This window comes from Metabacillus indicus (assembly GCF_046603695.1).
Lineage (GTDB): Bacteria > Bacillota > Bacilli > Bacillales > Bacillaceae > Bacillus_P > Bacillus_P indicus.
Map to the genome: position 1 here is coordinate 370,032 of NZ_CP176757.1, position 20,880 is coordinate 390,911.

Annotated in this window: 25 protein-coding genes; 17 read left to right on the forward strand and 8 right to left on the reverse strand. The window is 45.4% G+C overall.

What is annotated here, in order from left to right; translation table 11 throughout:
- Positions 1–38: 38 nt before the first annotated feature.
- Positions 39–926: an endonuclease/exonuclease/phosphatase family protein gene (locus ACK1LH_RS02030; protein WP_411334351.1), complete on the reverse strand. Its 888-nt coding sequence runs from the start codon at positions 924–926 to the stop codon at positions 39–41.
- Between the two features lie 219 nt (positions 927–1,145).
- Here ACK1LH_RS02030 and ACK1LH_RS02035 point away from each other — a divergent pair, with 219 nt between their 5' ends.
- Both ACK1LH_RS02035 and ACK1LH_RS02040 read left to right on the forward strand, forming a co-directional pair.
- Complete coding sequence (locus ACK1LH_RS02035) at positions 1,146–1,322, forward strand: amino acid transporter (RefSeq protein ID WP_411334352.1); 177 nt, start codon at positions 1,146–1,148, stop codon at positions 1,320–1,322.
- Between the two features lie 19 nt (positions 1,323–1,341).
- Positions 1,342–1,953, forward strand: coding sequence for a DUF2441 domain-containing protein (locus ACK1LH_RS02040; RefSeq protein WP_411334353.1), 612 nt, complete (start codon positions 1,342–1,344; stop codon positions 1,951–1,953).
- Between the two features lie 50 nt (positions 1,954–2,003).
- On the opposite strand, the gene ACK1LH_RS02045 is transcribed toward ACK1LH_RS02040, so the two are convergent.
- On the reverse strand, positions 2,004–2,666 hold the full coding sequence (locus ACK1LH_RS02045; RefSeq protein WP_411334354.1) for a YesL family protein: 663 nt from the start codon (positions 2,664–2,666) through the stop codon (positions 2,004–2,006).
- A gap of 221 nt (positions 2,667–2,887) precedes the next feature.
- Here ACK1LH_RS02045 and ACK1LH_RS02050 point away from each other — a divergent pair, with 221 nt between their 5' ends.
- The 10 genes from ACK1LH_RS02050 (at position 2,888) to ACK1LH_RS02095 (ending at position 11,240) form a co-directional block, all read left to right on the forward strand.
- Entirely contained in the window at positions 2,888–3,817 is a 930-nt protein-coding gene (locus ACK1LH_RS02050) for an ABC transporter ATP-binding protein (protein WP_203289462.1), read from the forward strand.
- Positions 3,814–4,902, forward strand: a complete 1,089-nt coding sequence (locus tag ACK1LH_RS02055; RefSeq protein ID WP_203289463.1) for an ABC transporter permease — start codon at positions 3,814–3,816, stop codon at positions 4,900–4,902. The genes ACK1LH_RS02050 and ACK1LH_RS02055 overlap by 4 nt, the downstream gene beginning before the upstream one ends.
- A 231-nt stretch (positions 4,903–5,133) precedes the next feature.
- Entirely contained in the window at positions 5,134–6,195 is a 1,062-nt protein-coding gene (locus ACK1LH_RS02060) for a cyanophycinase (protein WP_203289464.1), read from the forward strand.
- A 163-nt stretch (positions 6,196–6,358) separates the two neighbouring features.
- Positions 6,359–6,781, forward strand: coding sequence for a GNAT family N-acetyltransferase (locus ACK1LH_RS02065; RefSeq protein ID WP_029566426.1), 423 nt, complete (start codon positions 6,359–6,361; stop codon positions 6,779–6,781).
- A 15-nt stretch (positions 6,782–6,796) separates the two neighbouring features.
- Positions 6,797–7,222 carry a DUF1801 domain-containing protein gene (locus ACK1LH_RS02070; protein ID WP_411334355.1) on the forward strand — a complete coding sequence of 142 codons (426 nt, stop codon included), beginning with the start codon at positions 6,797–6,799 and terminating at the stop codon, positions 7,220–7,222.
- Between the two features lie 303 nt (positions 7,223–7,525).
- Positions 7,526–8,068, forward strand: a complete 543-nt coding sequence (gene lepB / locus ACK1LH_RS02075) for a signal peptidase I (protein WP_342825666.1) — start codon at positions 7,526–7,528, stop codon at positions 8,066–8,068.
- A 132-nt stretch (positions 8,069–8,200) separates the two neighbouring features.
- On the forward strand, positions 8,201–9,019 hold the full coding sequence (locus tag ACK1LH_RS02080; RefSeq protein WP_411334356.1) for an SDR family NAD(P)-dependent oxidoreductase: 819 nt from the start codon (positions 8,201–8,203) through the stop codon (positions 9,017–9,019).
- Positions 9,020–9,158: 139 nt separating this feature from the next.
- Positions 9,159–9,599 (forward strand): DUF2243 domain-containing protein, encoded by a 441-nt coding sequence (locus ACK1LH_RS02085; RefSeq protein ID WP_411335057.1) that lies wholly within the window; start codon positions 9,159–9,161, stop codon positions 9,597–9,599.
- Positions 9,600–9,601: 2 nt separating this feature from the next.
- On the forward strand, positions 9,602–10,390 hold the full coding sequence (locus ACK1LH_RS02090; protein ID WP_411334357.1) for a cytochrome c oxidase assembly protein: 789 nt from the start codon (positions 9,602–9,604) through the stop codon (positions 10,388–10,390).
- Between the two features lie 13 nt (positions 10,391–10,403).
- Positions 10,404–11,240, forward strand: a complete 837-nt coding sequence (locus ACK1LH_RS02095) for an NAD(P)H-hydrate dehydratase (protein ID WP_411334358.1) — start codon at positions 10,404–10,406, stop codon at positions 11,238–11,240.
- On the opposite strand, the gene ACK1LH_RS02100 is transcribed toward ACK1LH_RS02095, so the two are convergent.
- Genes ACK1LH_RS02100 through ACK1LH_RS02110 form a run of 3 tightly spaced genes read right to left on the reverse strand, consistent with a single transcriptional unit; the run spans position 11,237 to position 13,143 of the window.
- Positions 11,237–11,443, reverse strand: a complete 207-nt coding sequence (locus tag ACK1LH_RS02100) for a hypothetical protein (protein ID WP_411334359.1) — start codon at positions 11,441–11,443, stop codon at positions 11,237–11,239. The genes ACK1LH_RS02095 and ACK1LH_RS02100 overlap by 4 nt on opposite strands.
- The gene (locus ACK1LH_RS02105) at positions 11,440–12,432 is read right to left on the reverse strand and encodes a sensor histidine kinase (protein ID WP_411334360.1); all 993 of its coding nucleotides are present in this window, start codon (positions 12,430–12,432) and stop codon (positions 11,440–11,442) included. The genes ACK1LH_RS02100 and ACK1LH_RS02105 overlap by 4 nt, the downstream gene beginning before the upstream one ends.
- A gap of 12 nt (positions 12,433–12,444) precedes the next feature.
- Entirely contained in the window at positions 12,445–13,143 is a 699-nt protein-coding gene (locus tag ACK1LH_RS02110) for a LytR/AlgR family response regulator transcription factor (protein WP_411334361.1), read from the reverse strand.
- A gap of 190 nt (positions 13,144–13,333) precedes the next feature.
- Here ACK1LH_RS02110 and ACK1LH_RS02115 point away from each other — a divergent pair, with 190 nt between their 5' ends.
- The 5 genes from ACK1LH_RS02115 to ACK1LH_RS02135 all read left to right on the forward strand — a co-directional run bounded on the left by ACK1LH_RS02115 (position 13,334) and on the right by ACK1LH_RS02135 (position 18,766).
- Positions 13,334–14,083, forward strand: a complete 750-nt coding sequence (locus ACK1LH_RS02115) for an ATP-binding cassette domain-containing protein (protein WP_029566416.1) — start codon at positions 13,334–13,336, stop codon at positions 14,081–14,083.
- Positions 14,073–15,230, forward strand: coding sequence for an ABC transporter permease (locus ACK1LH_RS02120; protein ID WP_411334362.1), 1,158 nt, complete (start codon positions 14,073–14,075; stop codon positions 15,228–15,230). The genes ACK1LH_RS02115 and ACK1LH_RS02120 overlap by 11 nt, the downstream gene beginning before the upstream one ends.
- Positions 15,231–15,488: 258 nt before the next feature.
- Positions 15,489–16,331 (forward strand): pyrroline-5-carboxylate reductase, encoded by an 843-nt coding sequence (gene proC / locus ACK1LH_RS02125; RefSeq protein ID WP_029566414.1) that lies wholly within the window; start codon positions 15,489–15,491, stop codon positions 16,329–16,331.
- 28 nt (positions 16,332–16,359) lie between these two features.
- Entirely contained in the window at positions 16,360–17,481 is a 1,122-nt protein-coding gene (gene proB / locus ACK1LH_RS02130; RefSeq protein ID WP_411334363.1) for a glutamate 5-kinase, read from the forward strand.
- A gap of 19 nt (positions 17,482–17,500) precedes the next feature.
- Positions 17,501–18,766, forward strand: coding sequence for a glutamate-5-semialdehyde dehydrogenase (locus tag ACK1LH_RS02135; RefSeq protein ID WP_029285646.1), 1,266 nt, complete (start codon positions 17,501–17,503; stop codon positions 18,764–18,766).
- A 219-nt stretch (positions 18,767–18,985) separates the two neighbouring features.
- On the opposite strand, the gene ACK1LH_RS02140 is transcribed toward ACK1LH_RS02135, so the two are convergent.
- The 3 genes from ACK1LH_RS02140 to ACK1LH_RS02150 form a co-directional block, all read right to left on the reverse strand.
- Positions 18,986–19,600 (reverse strand): TasA family protein, encoded by a 615-nt coding sequence (locus ACK1LH_RS02140; RefSeq protein WP_029285648.1) that lies wholly within the window; start codon positions 19,598–19,600, stop codon positions 18,986–18,988.
- Between the two features lie 72 nt (positions 19,601–19,672).
- A complete protein-coding gene (gene sipW / locus ACK1LH_RS02145; RefSeq protein WP_411335058.1) occupies positions 19,673–20,218 on the reverse strand; it encodes a signal peptidase I SipW in 546 nt (181 codons plus the stop codon).
- Complete coding sequence (locus ACK1LH_RS02150) at positions 20,187–20,759, reverse strand: DUF4047 domain-containing protein (protein ID WP_029285652.1); 573 nt, start codon at positions 20,757–20,759, stop codon at positions 20,187–20,189. Before ACK1LH_RS02150 ends, sipW begins: the two co-directional genes overlap by 32 nt.
- Between the last annotated feature and the right edge of the window lie 121 nt (positions 20,760–20,880).

Below are 20,880 nucleotides of genomic sequence, written 5' to 3' on the forward strand. Positions count from 1 at the left end.
AAAAAGGCAGAAAAAACATTCGTTTTTTCTGCCTTGCCTTATCTTTCTACAATCCGAAAATCCGCCACAACCGGAAAATGATCACTTGGAAACTGCCCGTTTTCATAATCATTCACAATTTTCACAGTGTCAGCAAGAACATTCCCCTTGGTCAAGATCCAGTCAATGCGGCGCTTTGGACCCTCGCCTGTTGGATCTTTAAAGCGGTTTAAGGTGCCGAGGTTTTTGTTTATGCGTACAGCTGCCGTTTTCCATGAATCCTTGAATGCACCTTCCTGTGTCAATATTTGATAAGGTGGACTGCCCGGAGCAGCATTAAAATCACCGGTCAGCACAACAGGAAGAGAGGAATCAAAATTCTTGATCTTCTCAAGGACCAATGCGGCACTTTTTTCCCTGGCTTCTGCAGAAACATGGTCGAAATGAGTATTTATAACATAGAAGGACTGATTTGTTTTTCGGTCTGAGAATTTCGCCCACGTCGCCATCCGCGATATGACATTACCCCAATTCTTTGATCCAACCGTCTCAGGTGTGTCCGATAACCAGAAGTAATTGTACTCAAGCAGTTCATATCTGTCAGACCTGAAGAAAATGGCGGTATATTCCCCGCTGCTGCCGCCTTCCCTTCCAATTCCAACCCAGTTGTACTCAGGCAGAGATGCATCAAGATCCTGGATTTGCTGATACACAGCTTCCTGCGTACCAATAATATCCGGATTCTTCTTTTGAATAAGCTTCACAATGGCAGGAAGCCTCTCTGCCCATGTATGAGGGGAAGGGTCGGAGCTGTTCAGATATCGGACGTTGTAGGTCATCAGCCGCATCGCTGTGTCGGTTGGCGCTGCTGTAATGGGCTTGATGATTGTGCTGGGCAATAGCATGAAAGCGAGAGAAAGGATTAGCAGGATGGCTGTTTTTTTCACTAAACGTAGACCTCCGTCTTAAATAGCCTTACCTTTAGGTTGTCGTGTTTGTGAGGGGAGTATGTATGGGGTCTGCCCGTTCTTAGGAAATACGTCTGTGAAAGAGGTTTTAACAGCTTTTGGTGGAATTATAGATGAATATGAATGGTGTTAGAGAAGTGAAGATGTGGTTATGCAGCGATAAGAAGTTTCGTGCAATCTTTTGGAGGAGGGCCCAAGATGTCCGATCAAAAACCATTCAACAATGCTGTGGAGCACATGAAAAGAATCGAGGGACTGCCTTCGCAGACCGATATGAAAAAGCTTCCCAGGCCAATCCGTTACTTCGGATACTTTTTTCTTGGCTTTTTTGCTGTTTCCCTTCTTTTTATTGTGCTTGGGGTTTTAATAACATAATCAGCAACAGGAGGAACCTATGAACAAACCGTTTTACGTTTACCATCTAGTAACAAAGAAAAAAAAGAGTCCCGGTCAGATTATATCCTTCGACAAGAACGAGCATAACTCTTTGTTCCGCTTCTTTTTCGAAACAAATATCTTAAATGCAAAAGGTGAAACAGTTGACCGGATTCTTCAGAATGGAATATGTGATGATGGTTTAAAATTGAATAAAAATGATGCAGAAACAACAATGAAATATATGGACAAAACAATGAGGGCTGTCAGGGAAGCGGTCGTTGAAATGGTCAGATTACAAGATTACCCTGATTACCCTTCACGGCTTTCATGTTTATATGCAGCGAAAACGTATGAGGATATTCTGAGTTGGAAAAAAATCTTTGACTCTTATAACCGGGGAGTCTTGCAGATTGTGAAACTCAGGGTAGAAGGCAGCTGCTTTGAAGGCAACGGCAGCCTGCTGCCAAAGGAAGACTGTGTTCCATTTTCAGATAAGATGAAGCAGGCAAAGGCATATTGGGAGAACCGCGAAGAAAATGAGCTGCCGGAGCTTTTAGTCAATGGGAAGATAGAAGTCGTTGAAATAGTAGATGAGTTTGAACAGAATTTCATAGCCTTACATACTTAAAAAACTCGCCATACAAAATGACGAGTTTTTTCACGTGCATTAAAACCAACTCAAACAGCCCTTGAAAACAGATAAAACGCAACCCACGCCGTCAAGCTCCCTAAACCCAGCAGGATAAGAAGAGGAAAAACGCTCGTGCTGACATAGAACAGGGCACCGACTCCTGCTGCAATCCCGATTGTGTGCACGGGCTTTCCGATTGAAAGCAGCATCGAATTTTTAAGCGATTGAAGCAATGTCAGATGAAAGTGCACGGTGTTTGAAAAGAAATGCATGGTGAACACGAACATAAATATACCGATTGCCAGAAATAGATAATACAGCGGCGAGCCGGATTTTGCGAAATAGAAGTAGTCGATGACAAGGATGATCCAGACTGGGACGATCAGCAGTCCGCCCGTCATGCTTCGGGTGTAGTTTTCCTTGTAGAGCTTCCAATAGGAGCGAAGCAGCGAAACCCCGCTGTCTGCAGTCACCCATTTCCGCGTGATGCCGAAAAGGGCGGCAGTCGCAGGGAAAAGGATGAAAGGTGTAAAAATAGCGATTGTCAGCCCATTTACTAGTAAGCCGGCCGGATCTTTGACGGCAAATAGATTAAAAGATAAGTAGACAATTGGCAGACTGAAGAACAGCCAGACGATGTTGGCTGTAAAGATTCGTGTGATCCATTCGGTTGCGGTGTAGAGCTGCTGCACCAATCCTCCTGTATTCATGGCTTTCCCCCTGATGTTTGAAAACGTTTTTTCGTTTTATTCTTATCATAGCATACGAGTTTTATTTGTGAGTTCTTTCTATTTGAATAATAGATGACACACAATCTGCCAGCTTTGTTAACTTGAATGACTGGAGAGGGATAAATTCATGTCGTGCAGAATACATAACCATAGAAGAAATTTGAGGCAGCACCAATCTGCCTCCTTTTGGAGTGTGAAAAATGTTTGAACAAAATCAGATGATCAGCGTGAACGGGTTAATCAAGACGTATGGGGACTTTACGGCAGTGGACGGCATTACGTTTGAGGTTTTCAAGGGCGAAGTGTTTGGCGTGCTCGGCCCGAATGGAGCGGGAAAAACGACGACACTTGAAATGCTTGTCGGCTTGCGGAAGCCTGATGGCGGGTCGGCTGATATTGGAGGCTTTGATGTTGTCAGGGATTTAAAGAAGGTCAAAGAGGTTATTGGCGTCCAGCTTCAGTCTACGACTCTTTTTGAACTTTTGACAGTGGAGGAGATTCTGCAGCTGTATGCCAGTTTCTACAAGAAGCATGTCCCTATCCATCCGCTGATTGAGGATATGCTGCTGACTGATAAAACGAAGAGCAGAATTAAGAGTCTGTCTGGCGGACAGAAGCAGCGGCTTGCGATTGCTCTTGCCCTTGTGCATGACCCGTGGATTATTTTTCTGGATGAACCGACGACGGGACTTGATCCGCAGGCGAGAAGAACGCTGTGGGATATTATTTTTAAGTTGAAGGAAAGAGGCGTGACAGTCGTTCTGACCACCCACTATATGGATGAGGCGCACGTATTATGCGACAGGATTGCGATTATGGATCAGGGGAAACTGATTGCCCTTGATACTCCGGCTCAGCTTGTCAGAAATCTTCACTCTGAAAATGCGGTGGAGTTTCGCTTTGAAGCAGAGGGGGCTGAGGTTGATTTCAGCCGGATTCAAGGAGTGAAGCAGGTCGGAAGCCAGAAGGATGCAGTTATTCTTTATACAGATGATCTGCAGGCAACGCTGACGAGCCTGATTGGGACATCGGCAGAACAGGGGCTGAAGCTTGCTGATCTGCAAATACGCACGGCGACTCTTGAAGATGTCTTTATTCATATGACAGGAAGGAGGCTGAGGGAGGCATGAGAGCTTATTGGCAGCTGACGTTAACCCAGCTTCGCATTTTCATGCGGAACCGGCAGGTGTTGTTCTGGACTCTGCTCTTTCCGATTTTTCTCATGGTGATGCTTGGCTCGTTTCTGGGCGGCGGAAACAATATGTCTGTAACCGTCGGCGTGGTGGACCAGGATCAATCAGATGAATCCAAGGTTTTGGTGACAGCACTTAAGAAAAACCAGGCAATGAAGGTCCAAGAAGAAAGCAAGGAAGACAGTGCACTCGGCAAAGTGAAAAAAGGAGATCTTCAACTTGCAATTGTAATTCCTGAAGGTTACGGGAAGAACACTGGAGACGAAACTCCAGCCTCACTTCCGGTTTACTACGATGAAACAAATGCAGCAGTCTCTCAAATCGGCCTTCAGCTCGTAAATGGGGCGGTCGATCAGATCAGCAAAGAAAAAGTCGGGTATAAGCCCGCTGTCGTAACAGAGGCAAAAGGGATTGAAACCCTCAATCTGCAGTATATCGATTTTCTGGTTCCGGGCATCGTTGCCATGATGATTATGAGCAACAATATGAACGGAGTAGCAGGGCAGATTGCTGCCTGGAGAGAGCGGGGGATTTTGAGGAGAATGCAGGGAACAACGCTTAAAGCCTCAACATTTATTGCCGCACAGATTACGGCCCGGCTGATGCTGAACGGCCTGCAGGCACTGCTTGTCCTTGTTATTGCCCAGCTGATCTTCGGGGTGGATGTGCGGGGATCCTGGCTCACGCTGATTGCGTTTGTGGTGCTTGGCACTCTCGCGTTTATGGCAATCGGATTTATCATTGCCGGCATTGCAAAAACGCCGGAAAGTGCAGCGCCAATTGCCGGATTTTTATCCTTCCCGATGCTGTTTTTGGGAGGCGTCTTTTTTCCCATCAGCAACATGCCTGATTTCCTTCAGCCGGTCGTCTACGCGCTTCCGATTTCCCATCTGAGCCATGCACTCAGAGAGGTCATGAATGTCGGAGCACCGGTACTTGCACTCGGAACGGAAATGCTGATTTTAGTTTGCTGGGCAGTGGGAGCGTTTATTGTAGCCAGCTTTACATTCAGGTGGGAATAAAAAAAGGGGTCAGTCCCGCTGTGCTTTAACGTGCAGCGGGACTGACCCCCTTTTTGTTAGAAAATGGAATATTATTGGTCGTTTTGGGTTTATATTAGGATCTTCTAACAGCCTAAATCGCCCAATCAATGGTGATGGAGAGCTGCAGCCCTTGAAAGGACAGGCTTCCTGTGAGTTGGCACACAACTTGCATGTAGTTATTTGAATTTTCGAATAAAAAGGAGGCTTTTTATGAAGAGGTTAAAAGCAGCAGGAAAAAAGGCAATGGTATGTGCAGCTTTAGTCGGCGGTCTTGTGTCGTTTTCAGGAGTAAATGATGTTGAAGCAGCGTCTTCGTATACACTGTATACGACAGGAAGCACCACAGATAAAGTGACAACTGCATCGTTCGGCCAGGTATACATGGGCGGAAGCACGGATGTGGATAAAGCGATGGAATGGATGATCCAAAAGGCCAATGGGGGAGACTTCCTCATTATCAGGGCAACAGGTTCCAACGGCTACAATCAGTATCTTTACGATCTTGCACAATCTATCGGAAAGCCGCTGAACTCAGTCAATACAGTTGTAGTGACGAATTTAACCCAGGCAGGCTCTGATTCTTCGCTGATTGACCGCATAAATAAAGCAGAGGCCATTTTCTTCGCCGGCGGAAACCAGGCAGATTACGTGAATTTCCTTGAGGGATCGCCAGCTTTAACTGCGCTGAACAGCCGGATACAGAATGTGCCGTTTGGCGGCACAAGCGCAGGTGCCATGATTCAGGGAGACCACATCTATGATGCCATATCCGCAGGTTCAAAAACACTGGACTCATTAACTGCTCTGAGAAACCCGTACAGTTCTCTCATTTCTTTCACGGATTATCTTATCCAGACCCCTCACAACAATAACATTCAGACTGACACACATTTCGAGCAGCGAGACAGGATGGGAAGACTGCTTACGTTTATGGCCCGTAATATTCAGGACGGGGAAGAGACAGGAACCTCTGCCAAAGGCATCGGCCTGAATGAGCAGTCGGCGCTGCTTGTTGAAAAAGACGGAACAGCAAAAGTTGTAACCCAGCCAGGGGCTGTGAATGCAGCGGTCTACATGGCAAAATCAAACCAGGCGCCAACCCGATGTGTGAGCGGAAGTTCGCTTACATACAACAATATCTCCATCTATAAACTGAAAGACGGAAACACCTTCAACTTATCAACCTGGACCGGTTCTGGCGGGCTCTCGTATACGCTGAACGTTAATAGCGGAACAATCAGCTCGTCAACTGGGAAAGTATACGGAAACTAAAGGGGAATCCCCCCTTCTGCTTTAATGCTGTAATGAAAAGAGGGTCAGTCCCCCAACACGTTAAAGTGACAGGGGACTGACCCTCTTTTTTGTGGTAAAATGAAGGAAATTATACGATTAACACGAATGTAGTTAAGACATTAAGTAAATGGGGAGACAGCATATGGGATTTATCATTTCAAAAGAAAACAATCAAACGTACAAAAACTTTGTGAATCAAAATCTTTATGAGTATAACGCGATGCATTTTCCTGAGGATCTCAACGGGCGGTATGAGGAAGTAAATGTGTACCTCAAAGATGAAAGCGGTTTAGTTCGCGGCGGTATCCTGTGCGAAATTTGCTGGAACTGGCTTGAGATTCATACGCTGATGATTGATGAGGATCTGCGCCACTCGGGGTATGGTTCACAGCTTCTTGCCGAGGCGGAGAAAATTGCTTCCGAGAGAGATTGTGACTTTGTCAAGGTGGATACACTGAGTTTTCAGGCGGTTGATTTTTATAAAAAGCACGGGTATGAGGTGTACGGCACACTCGACGGGGTCGGACGCGATTTCAAGCACCATTACTTGAAAAAAGACCTGTAAAAAGGAGCGAATCAGATGGCCTATGAACTGAAAACAAAGGAAACAGATCACAGCGTTGTGGAGTTTATTGAAGGAGTCGAATCTCCAAAAAAGCGGGAGGACGCTTACAGGCTTCTGGACCTTTTTACAGAAACAACGGGATATGAAGCTAAGATGTGGGGGCCGAGCATTATTGGGTTCGGCTCATACCATTACAAGTATCCTACAGGCCATGAAGGAGACGCACCGCTTGTCGGATTTTCCCCCCGCAAAGCGAAAATCAGCCTTTATTTTGCAACGGGAGACCCGGACCGGGAAGAGCTTTTGAAACATTTCGGAAAGCATACTTCCGGAAAAGCATGCGTCTATATAAACAAACTCGCTGATGTGGATGAAGAAGTACTTAAGCAGTTGATTGTTCAGTCTGTTTCGTTCTTAGAGAAAACGTATCCTGGTCAATAATGCTTTTCTGCGGTACCTGCTGGAACAGGTGCCGCTTTTTCTTATTAAAAAGATAAGTAACTAATTGGAGAAACAATTCGTCTAATGATTGGCGGCTTAAGATAAGACAACTCTTCATGAATGTGGCATGATAGACATATACTTTCTTTCAGTGAAACTTTTCGTCAGAACTCTTCGTAGAGTATACTGGACTGGAATATTAACCCCGCGACTTTGTCTAACAGAATAAAAAAAGTTCTTTGTCTAGGACATCCCATATAGTGTTTTATGTAAAAAACAGGCCTAACCATTGGAGGAATCGCGATGAGCACACATGAAAAAACCAGCAATACAAGAAAAGAAATATGGAGCTGGATTAAATCCATCCTTTTGGCACTGGCCATTGCGGTCATTTGCAGGGAGTTTTTATTTGCTCCTGTGGTGGTTGAAGGAAAATCAATGCAGCCAACGTTTGAGGATCAAAACCGGCTGATTATCTCAAAACAAAGCGGCATTGAGAGGTTTGATATGATCGTCTTTCATTCACCTGAACCAGGACGGGATTACATCAAGCGGGTGATTGGTCTGCCAGGCGATCAAATTGAAATGAAAAAGGATGTTCTGTACATCAACGGAAAGCAGTTTGAGGAACCCTATTTGGCAGCGAATAAAAATATGCTGGGCTATGGGGAGCAGCTGACAGAAGATTTTCAAGTCACAGTGCCGGACAACTCCTATTTCGTCATGGGAGACAACCGCCGCCAGAGCAGGGACAGCCGTGAAATTGGCTCCATAGCAAAGGATGAAGTGATCGGAGAAGTGAAGCTTCGCTTTTTCCCTTTTGATAAGGCAGGCATTCCTGAATAATATGAGAAACCTCCATTGTTGGAGGTTTTTTAATTGTGACGGTTTCAGCAACAATCCAGGTATTTTGTCTCACGCGCTTAATCCTCCTATATAATGAAATTGTGGGTAAATATTCCAATTGGAGGAATGTGCATGGATGAGGTCAAAAAGGTTGCGATTGTGACAGGCGGGGCTTCAGGAATTGGCAAAGCTATTTGCCGCGAGCTTATCAAGAATAAAGTATTTGTCATTATTGCGGATGTGGATGAAATGGAAGGTAAGACAACAGAAGCAGCATTTAATGAACAAGAGATTTTATCAAGATATGTGCATGTGAATATAAGCGAATACAATTCTGTTGAACACCTCATTTCTGAGACGTTCCGGGAATTTGGCAGGCTGGACTATATGTTTAATAATGCCGGCATTGCCATGTACGGCGAGCTGTACGACATGTCTATAGACCACTGGAAAACAATCATGGATGTCAATGTCTGGGGCGCAGTGAACGGCACTCAGGCTGCCTATCCTCTTATGAAAAAACAGGGTTTTGGACATATTGTCAACACCGCATCTGCAGCAGGGCTCGGTCCTGCACCTGTCTCTGCCGCCTACGCTGCCACTAAGCACGCAGTTGTCGGCCTCACTACATCCCTGCATTACGAAGCGGAGGAGCACGGGGTAAAAGTAACGGCTCTCTGTCCCGCCTTCGTGGATACTCCCATTTTTAATAAAGCAACTGCCATCAACATCGACAAAGATAAAATGAGCAGCCAGATGAAAAAGCAAAAAATGATGACACCTGAAAAGATTGCGAAGCTTGCCATTGACGGCGTTCACCGGAATCAGCCTGTTATTTGCCCCATGCCCCTCAGAAAAACGATGGATGCTTTCTTCCTCCTGGTTCCTGTCGCGCACCGGGCGCTGATGAGGCTTGTCTGCAAGGTGAGCAGGGAGGCAAGGATTGAATGAGAAAACCGCCATTACGGCGGTTTTTTCTTTTTCTGCTTCCATAGAAAAAATCATCCTAAAGCCCTGCGCTCACTTCGTTTACATTTAAATGGTGAAGGGAAATTTGATTAACAGAATCTTTATTGGAGAGGGGATACATATGACAGCGCGCAGGAAGAATCTTTTGTCAGGCATTCTTTTCGGATTTGGGCTTGTCGCTTTTATAGATGAAACCATCTTTCATCAGCTGCTTCATTGGCATCATTTCTATGATAAGGCAACGACGGATATCGGGCTCGTTTCCGATGGGCTGTTCCATGCATTCAGCTGGTTTGCGACAATCGGAGGATTATTTTTGTTTGCTGATCTGAGAAGGCGGCAGTCACTCAATGTGATGAGATGGACGGGAGGCGTTCTCGCAGGCGCAGGGGCGTTTCAGCTGTACGACGGCACCGTTCAGCATAAGCTTATGGGGCTGCATCAGATAAGGTATGTCGAAAACGTTTATATCTATGACTGGATTTGGAATATAACAGCTGTCCTGATGCTCCTTTTAGGAGTGTATTTTATTCTCCGTGAAAAAAGAAAGCAGGCGGGCTAAAGATGCATCATGCTCATTACACATTAAGTTCAGGCATTCAATATGCCATGGCTGCGCCATTTGTTTTGGCAGTCGTTCTATATGCCGCAGCCGTGGTTTATTCAAACAGACAGTACCGGAAATGGCCTGTTTACCGGACGGCATCCTGGCTTGCGGGAAACCTGTGTGCAGCCGCTGCTGTTTTTGGTCCGCTCGCTGAAAAGGCGCACGGCCACTTTGTTTATCATATGGCCGGCCATTTGCTGCTGGGTATGCTTGCACCTCTTTTAATGGTTTTAGCTGCACCTGGAACGATATTGTTGAGAACGCTTAATACTGACCGGGCAAGGCGTGTAACGGGAATTCTAAAGAGCCGGCCTTTTTTCATCCTGTCGCATCCAGTCACGGCAGCGGTCTTAAATGTCGGGGGGCTTTGGCTGCTTTATACATCTGATTTGTATCACATGATGCATCAGTCGGCTTTTTGGCATACAGTCGTTCATTTTCATGTGTTCCTTGCGGGATACCTCTTCACGGCGTCTCTGCTCTACATTGATCCTGTTTTTCACAGAGTAAGCTATTTATATAGGTCTGCGGTATTGCTCGTGGCGCTTGCCGCCCATGGCATCCTGTCCAAGTATTTGTATGTGCGCCCTCCTGAGGGAGTGCCGCTCAATCAGGCAGAGCAGGGAAGCATGCTGATGTATTACGGCGGAGATGTGATTGACGTGCTGATTATCATCATACTTTGCTGGAAATGGTATCGTTCTGTAAAACCGGGATTAAATCAACAGAGCGTTAACTCATACTGAGAGGTGATAAATGGTGGAGGAATGGACAGAAGATCATGTAAGAGCAACACTTCCGGAAAGAACGAAATCCGGCCATAAAGGCACCTATGGAACCGGTCTTCTTCTTGCAGGAAGCAAAGACATGCCTGGGGCTGCTTTGCTTTCAGGGATTGGAGCCATGCGCAGCGGCATCGGCAAGCTTGTAATCGGGACTGAGGAAGAGGTCATTCCCTATGTTGTGCCGGTGCTTCCGGAGTCGACGTATTTGCGGAACGGCCTAAAAAAGGCGGCGGACGGAGAAGTGAAGACAGCAGAGTATAAAGCCATTGCTGCGGGCCCGGGTCTTGAGCCGAACGAGGAGACCGAAAAGGCGGTACAGCACCTTCTTCAGGGGAATTGTCCTATTATCCTGGATGCAGGTGCGCTGTCAGAGCGCACTTATGAAATGAGAAAATCTCCTGTTATTCTGACTCCGCATCCGGGAGAATTTGCCCGGATCACAGGTGTTAAAGCAGATGAATTGGCCGAAAACAGGGCTCATTTTGCTTCACAATGGGCAAAAAAGCTCGGAGCTGCAATTGTATTAAAAGGAAATGGCACGGTAACGGCGTTTCCGGATGGCAGTGCCTGGACCAATCCGACCGGAAACAGCGCCCTTGCAAAAGGCGGGACAGGAGATACCCTTACAGGAATGATGCTCGGGATGCTCTGCTGTCACAAGGACTGGAAAAATGCCGTTTTAAACGCCGTTTATCTTCACGGCGCCTGTGCGGACAGGTGGATAGAGAACAGATCGGCTCATACAATGCTCGCGCATGAATTGACCGATTTGCTTCCTGAAGTATGGAAAGAAAAAGAGCAGAGGGATTAGTCCTTCTGCTCTTTTTGTATGTCAATGAAGCGGGGGATATCGCGGAACATCTTCATTAAGTCATGTCCACAATCCTCAATCGTATAACCCCCATTGCCGTTAACCGCGATATCAAGCCTCGAATATGCCAGTTTCAGCAGTGATTTTGCGTGACCTTCCTCTAAATCTTTTATTCCCTCTAAAATGCGTTCAAACTCATTCATAAATGGTCTCCTGTTACCGCAGGTATTTTGATCTTCACTGTAAATTGTTCATCTTTATGGACAAAGTCGAGATATCCCCCGTGTTTATGGACAATATCTTTTGCGATTTTTGTCCCAAGTCCATCATGTTCTTCGCCTTTTGTAGTGAGTCCGTCAACTTCAAACAGCCGGTCAACGATATTTACGGGCAGCGGCATGGTTGTGTTTTTTACGGTAAGAAGATATAGCCCGCTTTTTTTATAAAGCTGCATGGACACTTCAGCCTGTTTGCCTCTTGCAGCTTGCCATTCTTCTGCAGCATCTATGCTGTTTGAGAGCAGGTTTCCGGCAAGGGCTACAATGTGCCTGTCAGGTAAAGGAAGGGCTGATACAGGGAGGTCAAGGTCATAAACAAGCGTTATTCCTGCTGTTTGAGCGCGTTTGTACTGCTGATGAAGCATTCCTGCGACAATGCCGCGCTCTCCTTTTATAGAAAGATTCGTCTGCTCATATTCCCCGACAAGATCATCCAAATAGTCTTTAGCCTCCTCATGCTTTTGATGCTCAAGCAAAAAGTGCAGGGCAGATACATGCTTTAAAAAGTCATGCCGTTCATTCCGCACCGCTTTAAACGTTTCGTTCAGGTGCGCCTGCTGCTTTTCAGCCTGTTCAAGCTCATGAGAGAGAGCATAAAACTTGTTTGCAGCAGCCAGTCTGATTGTTTCTGTCCCGGCAAAAAGGAAAAGTGTCATAAAGTGTAAAATTACCGGCAAATCGGCGAACGACAATGAAACAACAGCGAGCTGAAGAATCGTTAATAACAGATGCCATTTTCCGCTTAGTCCAGTCAAATGAAAGACGGTTTTCCGGCTTAGAATAAGTCCCGCTCCTCCTGCAATCAGCCCGGCTGCATAAGCTGAAAAGGAAATGGAAAATTTCTCAAGAGCCATGTAAAGAGGAACCGCTCCAATTAAGGATGCCAGAACCCAGTATATTTTTTCATTGATCATTGGTACCCCGCCTTAAAAATAATGCTTCTGCAGATAATCCACTTTTTCTTTTGTGATCATCGCCTGGCCGTCCAATCCCTCGAAGGTAACAACATAAGAATTTTTGGCGTAAAGCGAGAAGTTTTTGACAAAGTGAATGTTGATGATAAAGGACCGGTGTGAGCGGATAAAGTCCCGCTCTCTAAGTTCGCCTTCAAGTTCATTTAGTGTCAGATATGTTTTAACGGCGCCGCTCTTCGTGTAGATCGTCGTCGACCGGCCGGAACGTTCAATGAAGATAATATCCTTTTTCTGAAGGATGTGAATATCGTTTTTCTGCTTGAGGTAAAGCCTGCCGGCAATATCCGCAGATTGTGTCTTTTCCTTAAGCCGTTCAACAGATTTTATGAGCCTTTCTTTCGGATAAGGCTTCATAATGTAATCATGGACATTAAGCTCAAAGGCATGAACAGCATAGCCGCTGTTTCCGGTCACAAAGATGACAGAAATATTGAGTGCATGCGAATGAATCACATCTGCCAGTTCATAGCCGGACAGATTGGGCATTTCAATATCTGCAATCAGCACATCCACCGCTTCTTTTTTTATATACTCATAGGCTTCTTCCGCAGATTGTGTAGAAAACACAATCTCAACATCCGGAATGCCTGAAAGGATGCCGTTCAGTTTATCAAGGTCAATAAACCGGTCATCTACTAATCCAACTTTCATGCGAAAATCTCCTCTGCGTATAATACTGAACTTCATAATGAAGGAAGATTCACTTTATTTTACCATCTTGAAGGAGCGTTTTGGCATTTTCGCGACATGAAAAGAACATTTCGCGACATAAGTGCAGATTCTCACTTCAAAGGTTTGTATGATAAAGACATCAAAAAGAACGCATACGAGGTGAAGAAAAATGATAAACGTTCAGGCGGTATCAAAAACATTTAAGGATAAGAAAACATTTGTCACTGCTTTGAAGCATGTGTCGTTTTCAATGAAAGAAGGCGAGGTTACCGGACTCCTTGGAGAAAACGGAGCTGGAAAAACCACGCTGCTGCGGATGATTGCCACACTCCTCACACCTTCAGAAGGCAATGTTACAGTTGCGGGCTTCGACACAGTTAAGAATTCTGCAGCGATTAAGAAACAGATCGGCGTCCTGTTTGGAGGAGAAACTGGTTTATACGACCGGCTGACAGCAAGGGAAAATCTTGAGTATTTTGCGCGTCTTTACGGAATGAGCAAGCATGAAACAAAAGTAAGGATTGATGAGCTGGCGAAAATGTTCGGTATGAGGGATTACCTGGATAGAAAAGTCGGCGGTTTTTCAAAAGGCATGCGGCAAAAGGTGGCCATAGCGAGAGCCATCATCCACAATCCGCAGATTATTCTGTTCGATGAACCTACCACGGGCCTTGACATTACCTCGTCCAATGTCTTCAGACAGCTTGTCCACCAGCTGAAACGTGAAGGGAAAACGATTGTGTTTTCAAGTCACATTATGGAAGAAGTCTCGATGCTGTGTGACTCTGTTGCGATGATGCATAAAGGGGAACTTGTGTATCAGGGAGACCTTGAAGGACTCTATAAAGAAGAAGGCAGCCGTGATCTGAATTACATTTTCATGAGCAAGCTTGTGAGGAGAGATGAATATGCTTCTTAATTGTTATTTAAAAGAGATGAAGGATTGTTTTCGCGACAGCCGGACACTGATCCTGACCGTCCTTCTGCCGATCATTCTTATGACGGGACTGACACTGTTTTATGAACGCATGGTTTCAGACGGGGGAGAAAACACGTATACGCTTGCTGTAGAAGAAACGATAAGTCAGGCGGAAGCGGAATTGTTCACCCCTCTTAAGAATGTGGAGCTGGTCAAGACCGGAAATCCTGAAGAGGCTGTCAAAGAGGGCGATGCGCAGGCCGCTGTGATTCTTGAGAGTGATTTTAATGCGAAAATTGAGGATGGAAAAACAGCTGCCATTACTATGATCGGCGACTCCTTCAGCCAGAATTCATCGACGCTGATGACGCTTGTGTCCGGAGTCTTGACTGCCTATGAAAAAACGGTTGTAGGGGAGCGCCTGGCTGAGAATGGTACAGATCCGTCGCTGATCCAGCCGCTTGCCATTGAGCAGAAGGAAATGTCACAGGAAGACCCGACCATTAACCTCGTGGCTTTATTAGTGCCGATGATTCTTGCACTTGCCATCGGGATTGGCGCAAGTCCGGCAGCATCCGATCTTTTTGCTGGAGAAAAAGAGAAGAAAACAATGGAAGCACTTCTTATGACACCTGTCAGCAGAACGACTCTGCTTTTCTCAAAGTGGCTGGCCATTTCTTCTCTTGGAGCCATTACCGGCCTGATTACACTTGGTGTCGTCTCACTTGAAGTTGCCTTTTTAACAGAGAACCTTCGAAAAGCTGTATCATTCGGAAGCGATGCACCCATCATCATCGGCATAGCTCTCCTGATATCTGTCGTTTATGCCATGTTCATGGCATCTGTTCTGATGCTGACAAGCATCATTGGCAAGACTGTAAAAGAATCTCAAAGCTACAGTTCTCCGGTGTTAATGATTGGAACCATCCCTGCATTAACGACTACGAGCATTGGAATCAATGAATTTGAGCTCCACCACTTTGCGATTCCGGTACTGAACTTGTTTACGATCTTAAAGGAGCTGCTGTTTGGCATCGTCGAGTATGACCATATTCTCCTTGTCCTTGGAAGCAACCTGGCTGTTATTGTGATTGCTTTAATCATTGGAAGAATTCTGTTTTTAAAAGACAAATGGGTGATGAATTAGGATAAAGCTGCGGGCAATTACATTGCCGGCAGTTTTTTTGCATCTGCAAATATCGCCATATTTCCGCTTAAAACCGAATTAATCAGGATTAAACGGATTTGCTGAAGGCAAACCGCTTGATGATAGCGCTTCCTTTCACTATCTCGGCCGTATCCTCACGAATGTCCTGTTATCCCTTGAATCTGCTTCTCAGCATGTTACGATAGTAACCGTTGAAAAAACGAACGGAACATAAGCGAACGCAGAGGGGGCAGCATTATGCTTAGAGAAAAAAGAGTAGCGTTTTTAGGTGCGGGATCGATGGCAGAATCGATGATTGCCGGGATTGTACAAAAAGAAATTATTCCGGCTGATCAACTGTATGTGACAAACAATAGCAATCAGATGAGGCTTCAGCAGTTGAATGCAAAATACGGTATTCAGGCGCTGACTAAAGACGCATTGCCTTACGGTGAAATTGACTTATTTATTCTCGCAATGAAACCTCAGGGTGCAGCGGATGCACTCGGTGAACTGAAAGACAAAGTAAGGCCGGATCAAGTTGTGATCTCCGTTTTGGCCGGAATTTCGACTGAATTCATGGAAGATCACCTGAAGGACGGACAGCAGACGATTCGCGTCATGCCTAATACATCGAGCATGATCCAGGAATCTGCGACGGCTTTAAGTCCGGGAAGGCATACAGACATGGACAGCGTTTTGCATGTAAAAGAACTGCTGAGCTGCATGGGAAAAGTCTTTTTGATTGAAGAAAGCCAGATGGATATTTTCACAGGTCTTGCAGGAAGCGGACCGGCCTATTTCTACTATTTAATGGAGCACATGGAGAAAGCAGGCGTCGAGAAGGGCATGGACGAAAACATGGTGCGCGAAATTGTTGCCCAGACAATTCTCGGTGCGGCCAAAATGATTCTTTCAAATGATGAAGCACCGTCAAGCTTGAGAGAAAAAGTAACGTCTCCAAATGGAACGACGGCATCAGGGCTTGAAGCATTGCGCAAAAACAATGGAGGAAAAGCCATTTCAGAAGCAGTCTATCATGCTGCAAAACGTTCGAAGGAGCTGAACGAAGAGATGGCCGGAGCGTTGGTGACGTCTTAGCCCGTCTTAAAAAATCAGGAGGGATAAGATGGTAAACGAAGAAGAGAAACAGATAAAAAGAGTTGTTATTAAGATTGGAAGCAGTTCACTGACAAGTATGCACGGCGAAGTAAGCCGCAGAAAGCTTGAAAAGCTGGCAGACCAGATTGTTGAGCTGAAAGATGCAGGCTATGAAACTGTCGTGGTGTCGTCAGGAGCTGTTGCAGCAGGCTACAGGAAGCTTGGCTGCATTAACCGGCCATCAGACCTTCCGGAAAAACAGGCAGCAGCCTCAATCGGACAGGGCCTGCTGATGGAATCTTATTCAGAGCTCTTTTTATCTCACGGATATGTCGCTTCCCAGCTCTTAATCACAAGAGGCGACTTTTCAGATGAAACACGATACGGAAACATGAAGAACACGATGGAGGTTCTGCTTCAGCGCGGGATCATCCCAATTGTGAATGAAAATGACACGATCACAGTCGACCGTCTGAAATTCGGAGACAATGATACACTTTCAGCTAAAGTTGCAGCTCTCATTGGAGCTGATCTGCTGATTATTTTATCCGACATCGACGGACTCTATGATGATAATCCTAACAGCAATCCAGATGCCAGGCTGCTTGAAAAAGTGGATGCCATCACGCCGGAAATTGAAGCAGCAGCCGGCGGTTCGGGAAGTGCGGTCGGTACGGGCGGCATGAAATCCAAAATTGCCGCATTTAAGATTGCCATGGCTTCAGGCATTCAGTCATTCCTTGGTAAATCCAGCACAAGAGATATTTTAATGGATGCTGTAAACGGAAAGGCGAAAGGGACGTATTTTGAACCGAAAGCCAATGCCTTTAACCTTGACCGCAAGAAACAATGGATTGCATTTCACTCAGGTCCTGAAGGCAAAGTCATGATCTCGAATGATGCAAAAGCAGCGATTATAGATAAACGGAGAAATATTGACGCGCTTGATATTCAGGAAGTGATAGGACGCTTTAACGGCGGGGCAGTTGTCACGATTTTAGATGAAGACGAAGAAGAATTCGGCCTTGGCCGCATCAATTTTTCTTCAGAACAGCTTAAAGATGTGAAGAAAAACAATGAATCGGCAGCAGCGATTGATCAAGAGACGTTTGTCTGCTCTCTGGATTTCTCGATGAAGGTGCCGAGCTAATTAAACAGGAGGCGTTTTGATGAGTATTGCAGCTCTTAAACCGATGACGGTGGAAGAACAGGCAATCACAGCGAAAAAAGCAGCGAAAACATTAAGCATGTTAACAACGGAAGAAAAGAACGAGGCCCTTAGAATCACGGCAAACGAGCTTGAGCGTTCTTATGAAGAAATTTTAAAAGCAAATGAAGAAGACCTCTCAAAAGGAAAAGAAAAAGGATACGACAAAGCATATATGGATCGCCTTGCGCTTACACAGGAGCGCATCGGGGACTTTGCAGAGGGGCTGCGCCAGGTTGCAGACCTTCCCGATCCAACAGGAGATGTCTTATCTGAATGGACGCTTGAAAACGGGCTGAACGTGCAGGAAGTCCGTGTGCCGCTTGGTGTCATCGGCATGATTTACGAAGCGCGTCCAAATGTGACGGCAGATGCTGCGGGGCTTGCGCTGAAATCGGGCAACGCGATTGTGCTTAAAGGCGGTTCTTCCGCTCTTTCTTCTAATAGAAAGATTGTAGAAGTCATGCACCGTGCACTTGAAAAAACAAAAATCCCTAAAGAAGCCGTTCAGTTTATTGCGTCGACAGACCGCGCTGCAACCCAGCAGCTCTTTACCATGAAAGAACACATCGACGTGCTGATTCCGAGGGGCGGTGCTTCTTTAATCAATGCAGTGGTTGAAAATGCAACTGTGCCGGTGCTTGAAACAGGAGTTGGAAACTGCCACATTTATGTAGACCGCAAGGCAGATGTGGAAAAAGCGCTGAACATTATCATCAATGCAAAAACAGACCGCCCTGCAGTATGCAATGCAGCCGAAACCCTTATTGTTCATAAAGACTGGCTGAAAGAAAACAGTGACCAGCTTGCAAAAGCTATAAAGGATCACGGTATCACTCTTCACGGAGATAAAATGGCTGCAGATGCTCTTCCGAATGTTGTTCCAGCCGGTGAAGAAGACTGGGCAAACGAATACTTGAGCCTTGATCTTGCTGTGAAAACGGTCGGTAATTTGGAAGAAGCCATTGATCACATTGATCAATACGGAACAAAGCATTCAGAAGCAATCATCACAGAAAACGCGGAAACCGCTAAGCGCTTCATGCACTTAGTCGATGCAGCAGCCCTTTATCATAATGCTTCAACAAGGTTTACAGATGGCAGCGCGCTTGGATTCGGCGCAGAAATCGGCATCTCCACCCAAAAGCTCCATGCACGCGGACCGATGGGATTGCCGGCGCTGACAACGATAAAATATATGATGACGGGAAATGGACAAGTAAGGTAAATATCGAATAGCACTAAAAACGCCCGATTTATAATTGGGCGTTTTTACTTGCCGCTAACCGGTCTCTTCCAGGTTTTTGAGCATTTATATAACCGTTATGATCACCTGCGAGCTTTGAGTAACTTAAAAAATGTTAGAATAACAAAAAGGATACCATATGCAATTTGGTATCCTTTTTCATTTTCGCTTTGAATTTACCTCTAAGGTTTTTACCTTTAATTAGTTATTGCTCTCATCTGTATCATCATAATAAGTTCCTGCGCCTTGCTGTGCATTGAAGTTCCAGTTAACTTGAAGCTTGTCGCCCTGGAATTGATTTTGATCCTGTCCGTTGTCTACAAACTCAAACAGAACGAAGATTTTTTCTTTGCCGCCAGCAGGTATGCCGTCAGGTTTTGTTGTGCTTCCGACGAACGAATCAATTTGAGTTAAGTCTGGTGTCTGGTTTTTAAGATCGGCAAGAGTTGTTTCCACGACTGCATTTGTTGCGCTGCTCGTGTTGTACATAATCGTAACTTTAATGTGTTTGGCGAGATCATCTGTGTTGTCGCCTTTCCAGTCTTCTACAGCATACTGAGTATTTAATAGGACTTTATGGATGTCTAATGTCCCGTTGTTTTCAAGAGTGAACTCACGGTACACTTCATCTCCTGGTTTAATATTGTTTACGTTGACGACAAGGTTCGGGTTAACCCCAAGATCCAATGTTCCTGCAGCAAAAGTATTTTTCGTTTCTACTGTGTCACTGAAGTACGCAAAGGTTCCTCCGCTGACTAAAGATAGTCCAAGTGCTGCCGTCATAACCCCGCTGCTTATCTTCTTAACAAAACTCATTTCTTCATCCCCTTTAAATTGTTATGTAAGCAAAATTTATTAAACTCATATGTATTGTGATACATAGGAGATCTAACCGGCTTTTGTCAGTTCCATTTCCTTTACAGCAGTGTAAATCGTGCGCATGGCAGAGAGTAACAGCAGGGCGCCAGGAACGATTAATAGAAGAGCTGATCCCGCTTTTGTGTTTGCAAAATTCATGGCGTATCCTGCATAAGGAATTGTAAATCCGCTGTATTCTCCAATGATTTGTCCAGGCTGCACAGTCCACATATCAGGGCCGTTATTATTATCACCCTTTGTTTGATACGCAGCTTGTCCATATTGATCCATAACGTCGATGACTCTGTGTGTAATCAGCTTCTCGCCCATTCGAAAGGTAATAATATCGCCTTTTTTATAAGTAAAAGGATCTTTTCCAAGTTTAATGGAGATGACAGACCCTGTTTGGAACACAGGCTCCATCGATCCTGATAAGACAGCTTTCAATTGATTGCCCATAACTGCGGGCTCTCCGCCGGTCAAGCGGGAAGAAAGAACGATGAACGCCAAAGAGCAGATGATCAGGATGAATAACCCGCTCAAACTATTTTTCACTAGTTTCGTTATCACTTTCAGCTGCCTCCTTTTGGACGAATGGCTGATTTTCCATCTCTTTTATCTGTTTAACAAGAGAAGTTTGAAAATCTTTTATCCGCTGATAATCAATGAACTTTTCTGTTTCTTTTATAATTTTGCCGACGGCTTTCACCCCTTTTGCCGCGTAGTCAATCGGTTTGCCGTTTTCTGAAGCGGACTGCTGCTGATAGGAGAGCAATTCTATATAGAGGTTGTCCAGTTCTTCCTGTCCGGCACCCAGTTCTTTTTCAATGGCTTCAAGCTCGGTAAGCGTTCCATGTAATTCTTCGAGAGTGCCGCCTTCTGACTGTTTAGGGACGCGATTGTATGATTGAATCATCTTCTCTCCGATTTGCCGGGCTTGTGTTTCCATTAGCTGAACACCCTCAGGAAAAATGACGGCTGCCGAAATGGTTAGCGGAGCTGGTGCAGTCTGGCTGGTGAAAGCAGCTTCTGTTTCGCCAATGAGCTGTGTGCCAGCATAAAATCCGATACAGCACATGCATGGCAGCGATAGTAGTTTGGGCAGTATTCCTTTCATTTCCGAAACCTCCAGGACAAGCGTTTTGCATCTGCCTTAATTATTACTGAATGATCCGAAAATTGTTATGGGGTTATTTTTACAGGAAAAGAACATAGGATTTTGTCGTTTTTCATCATTT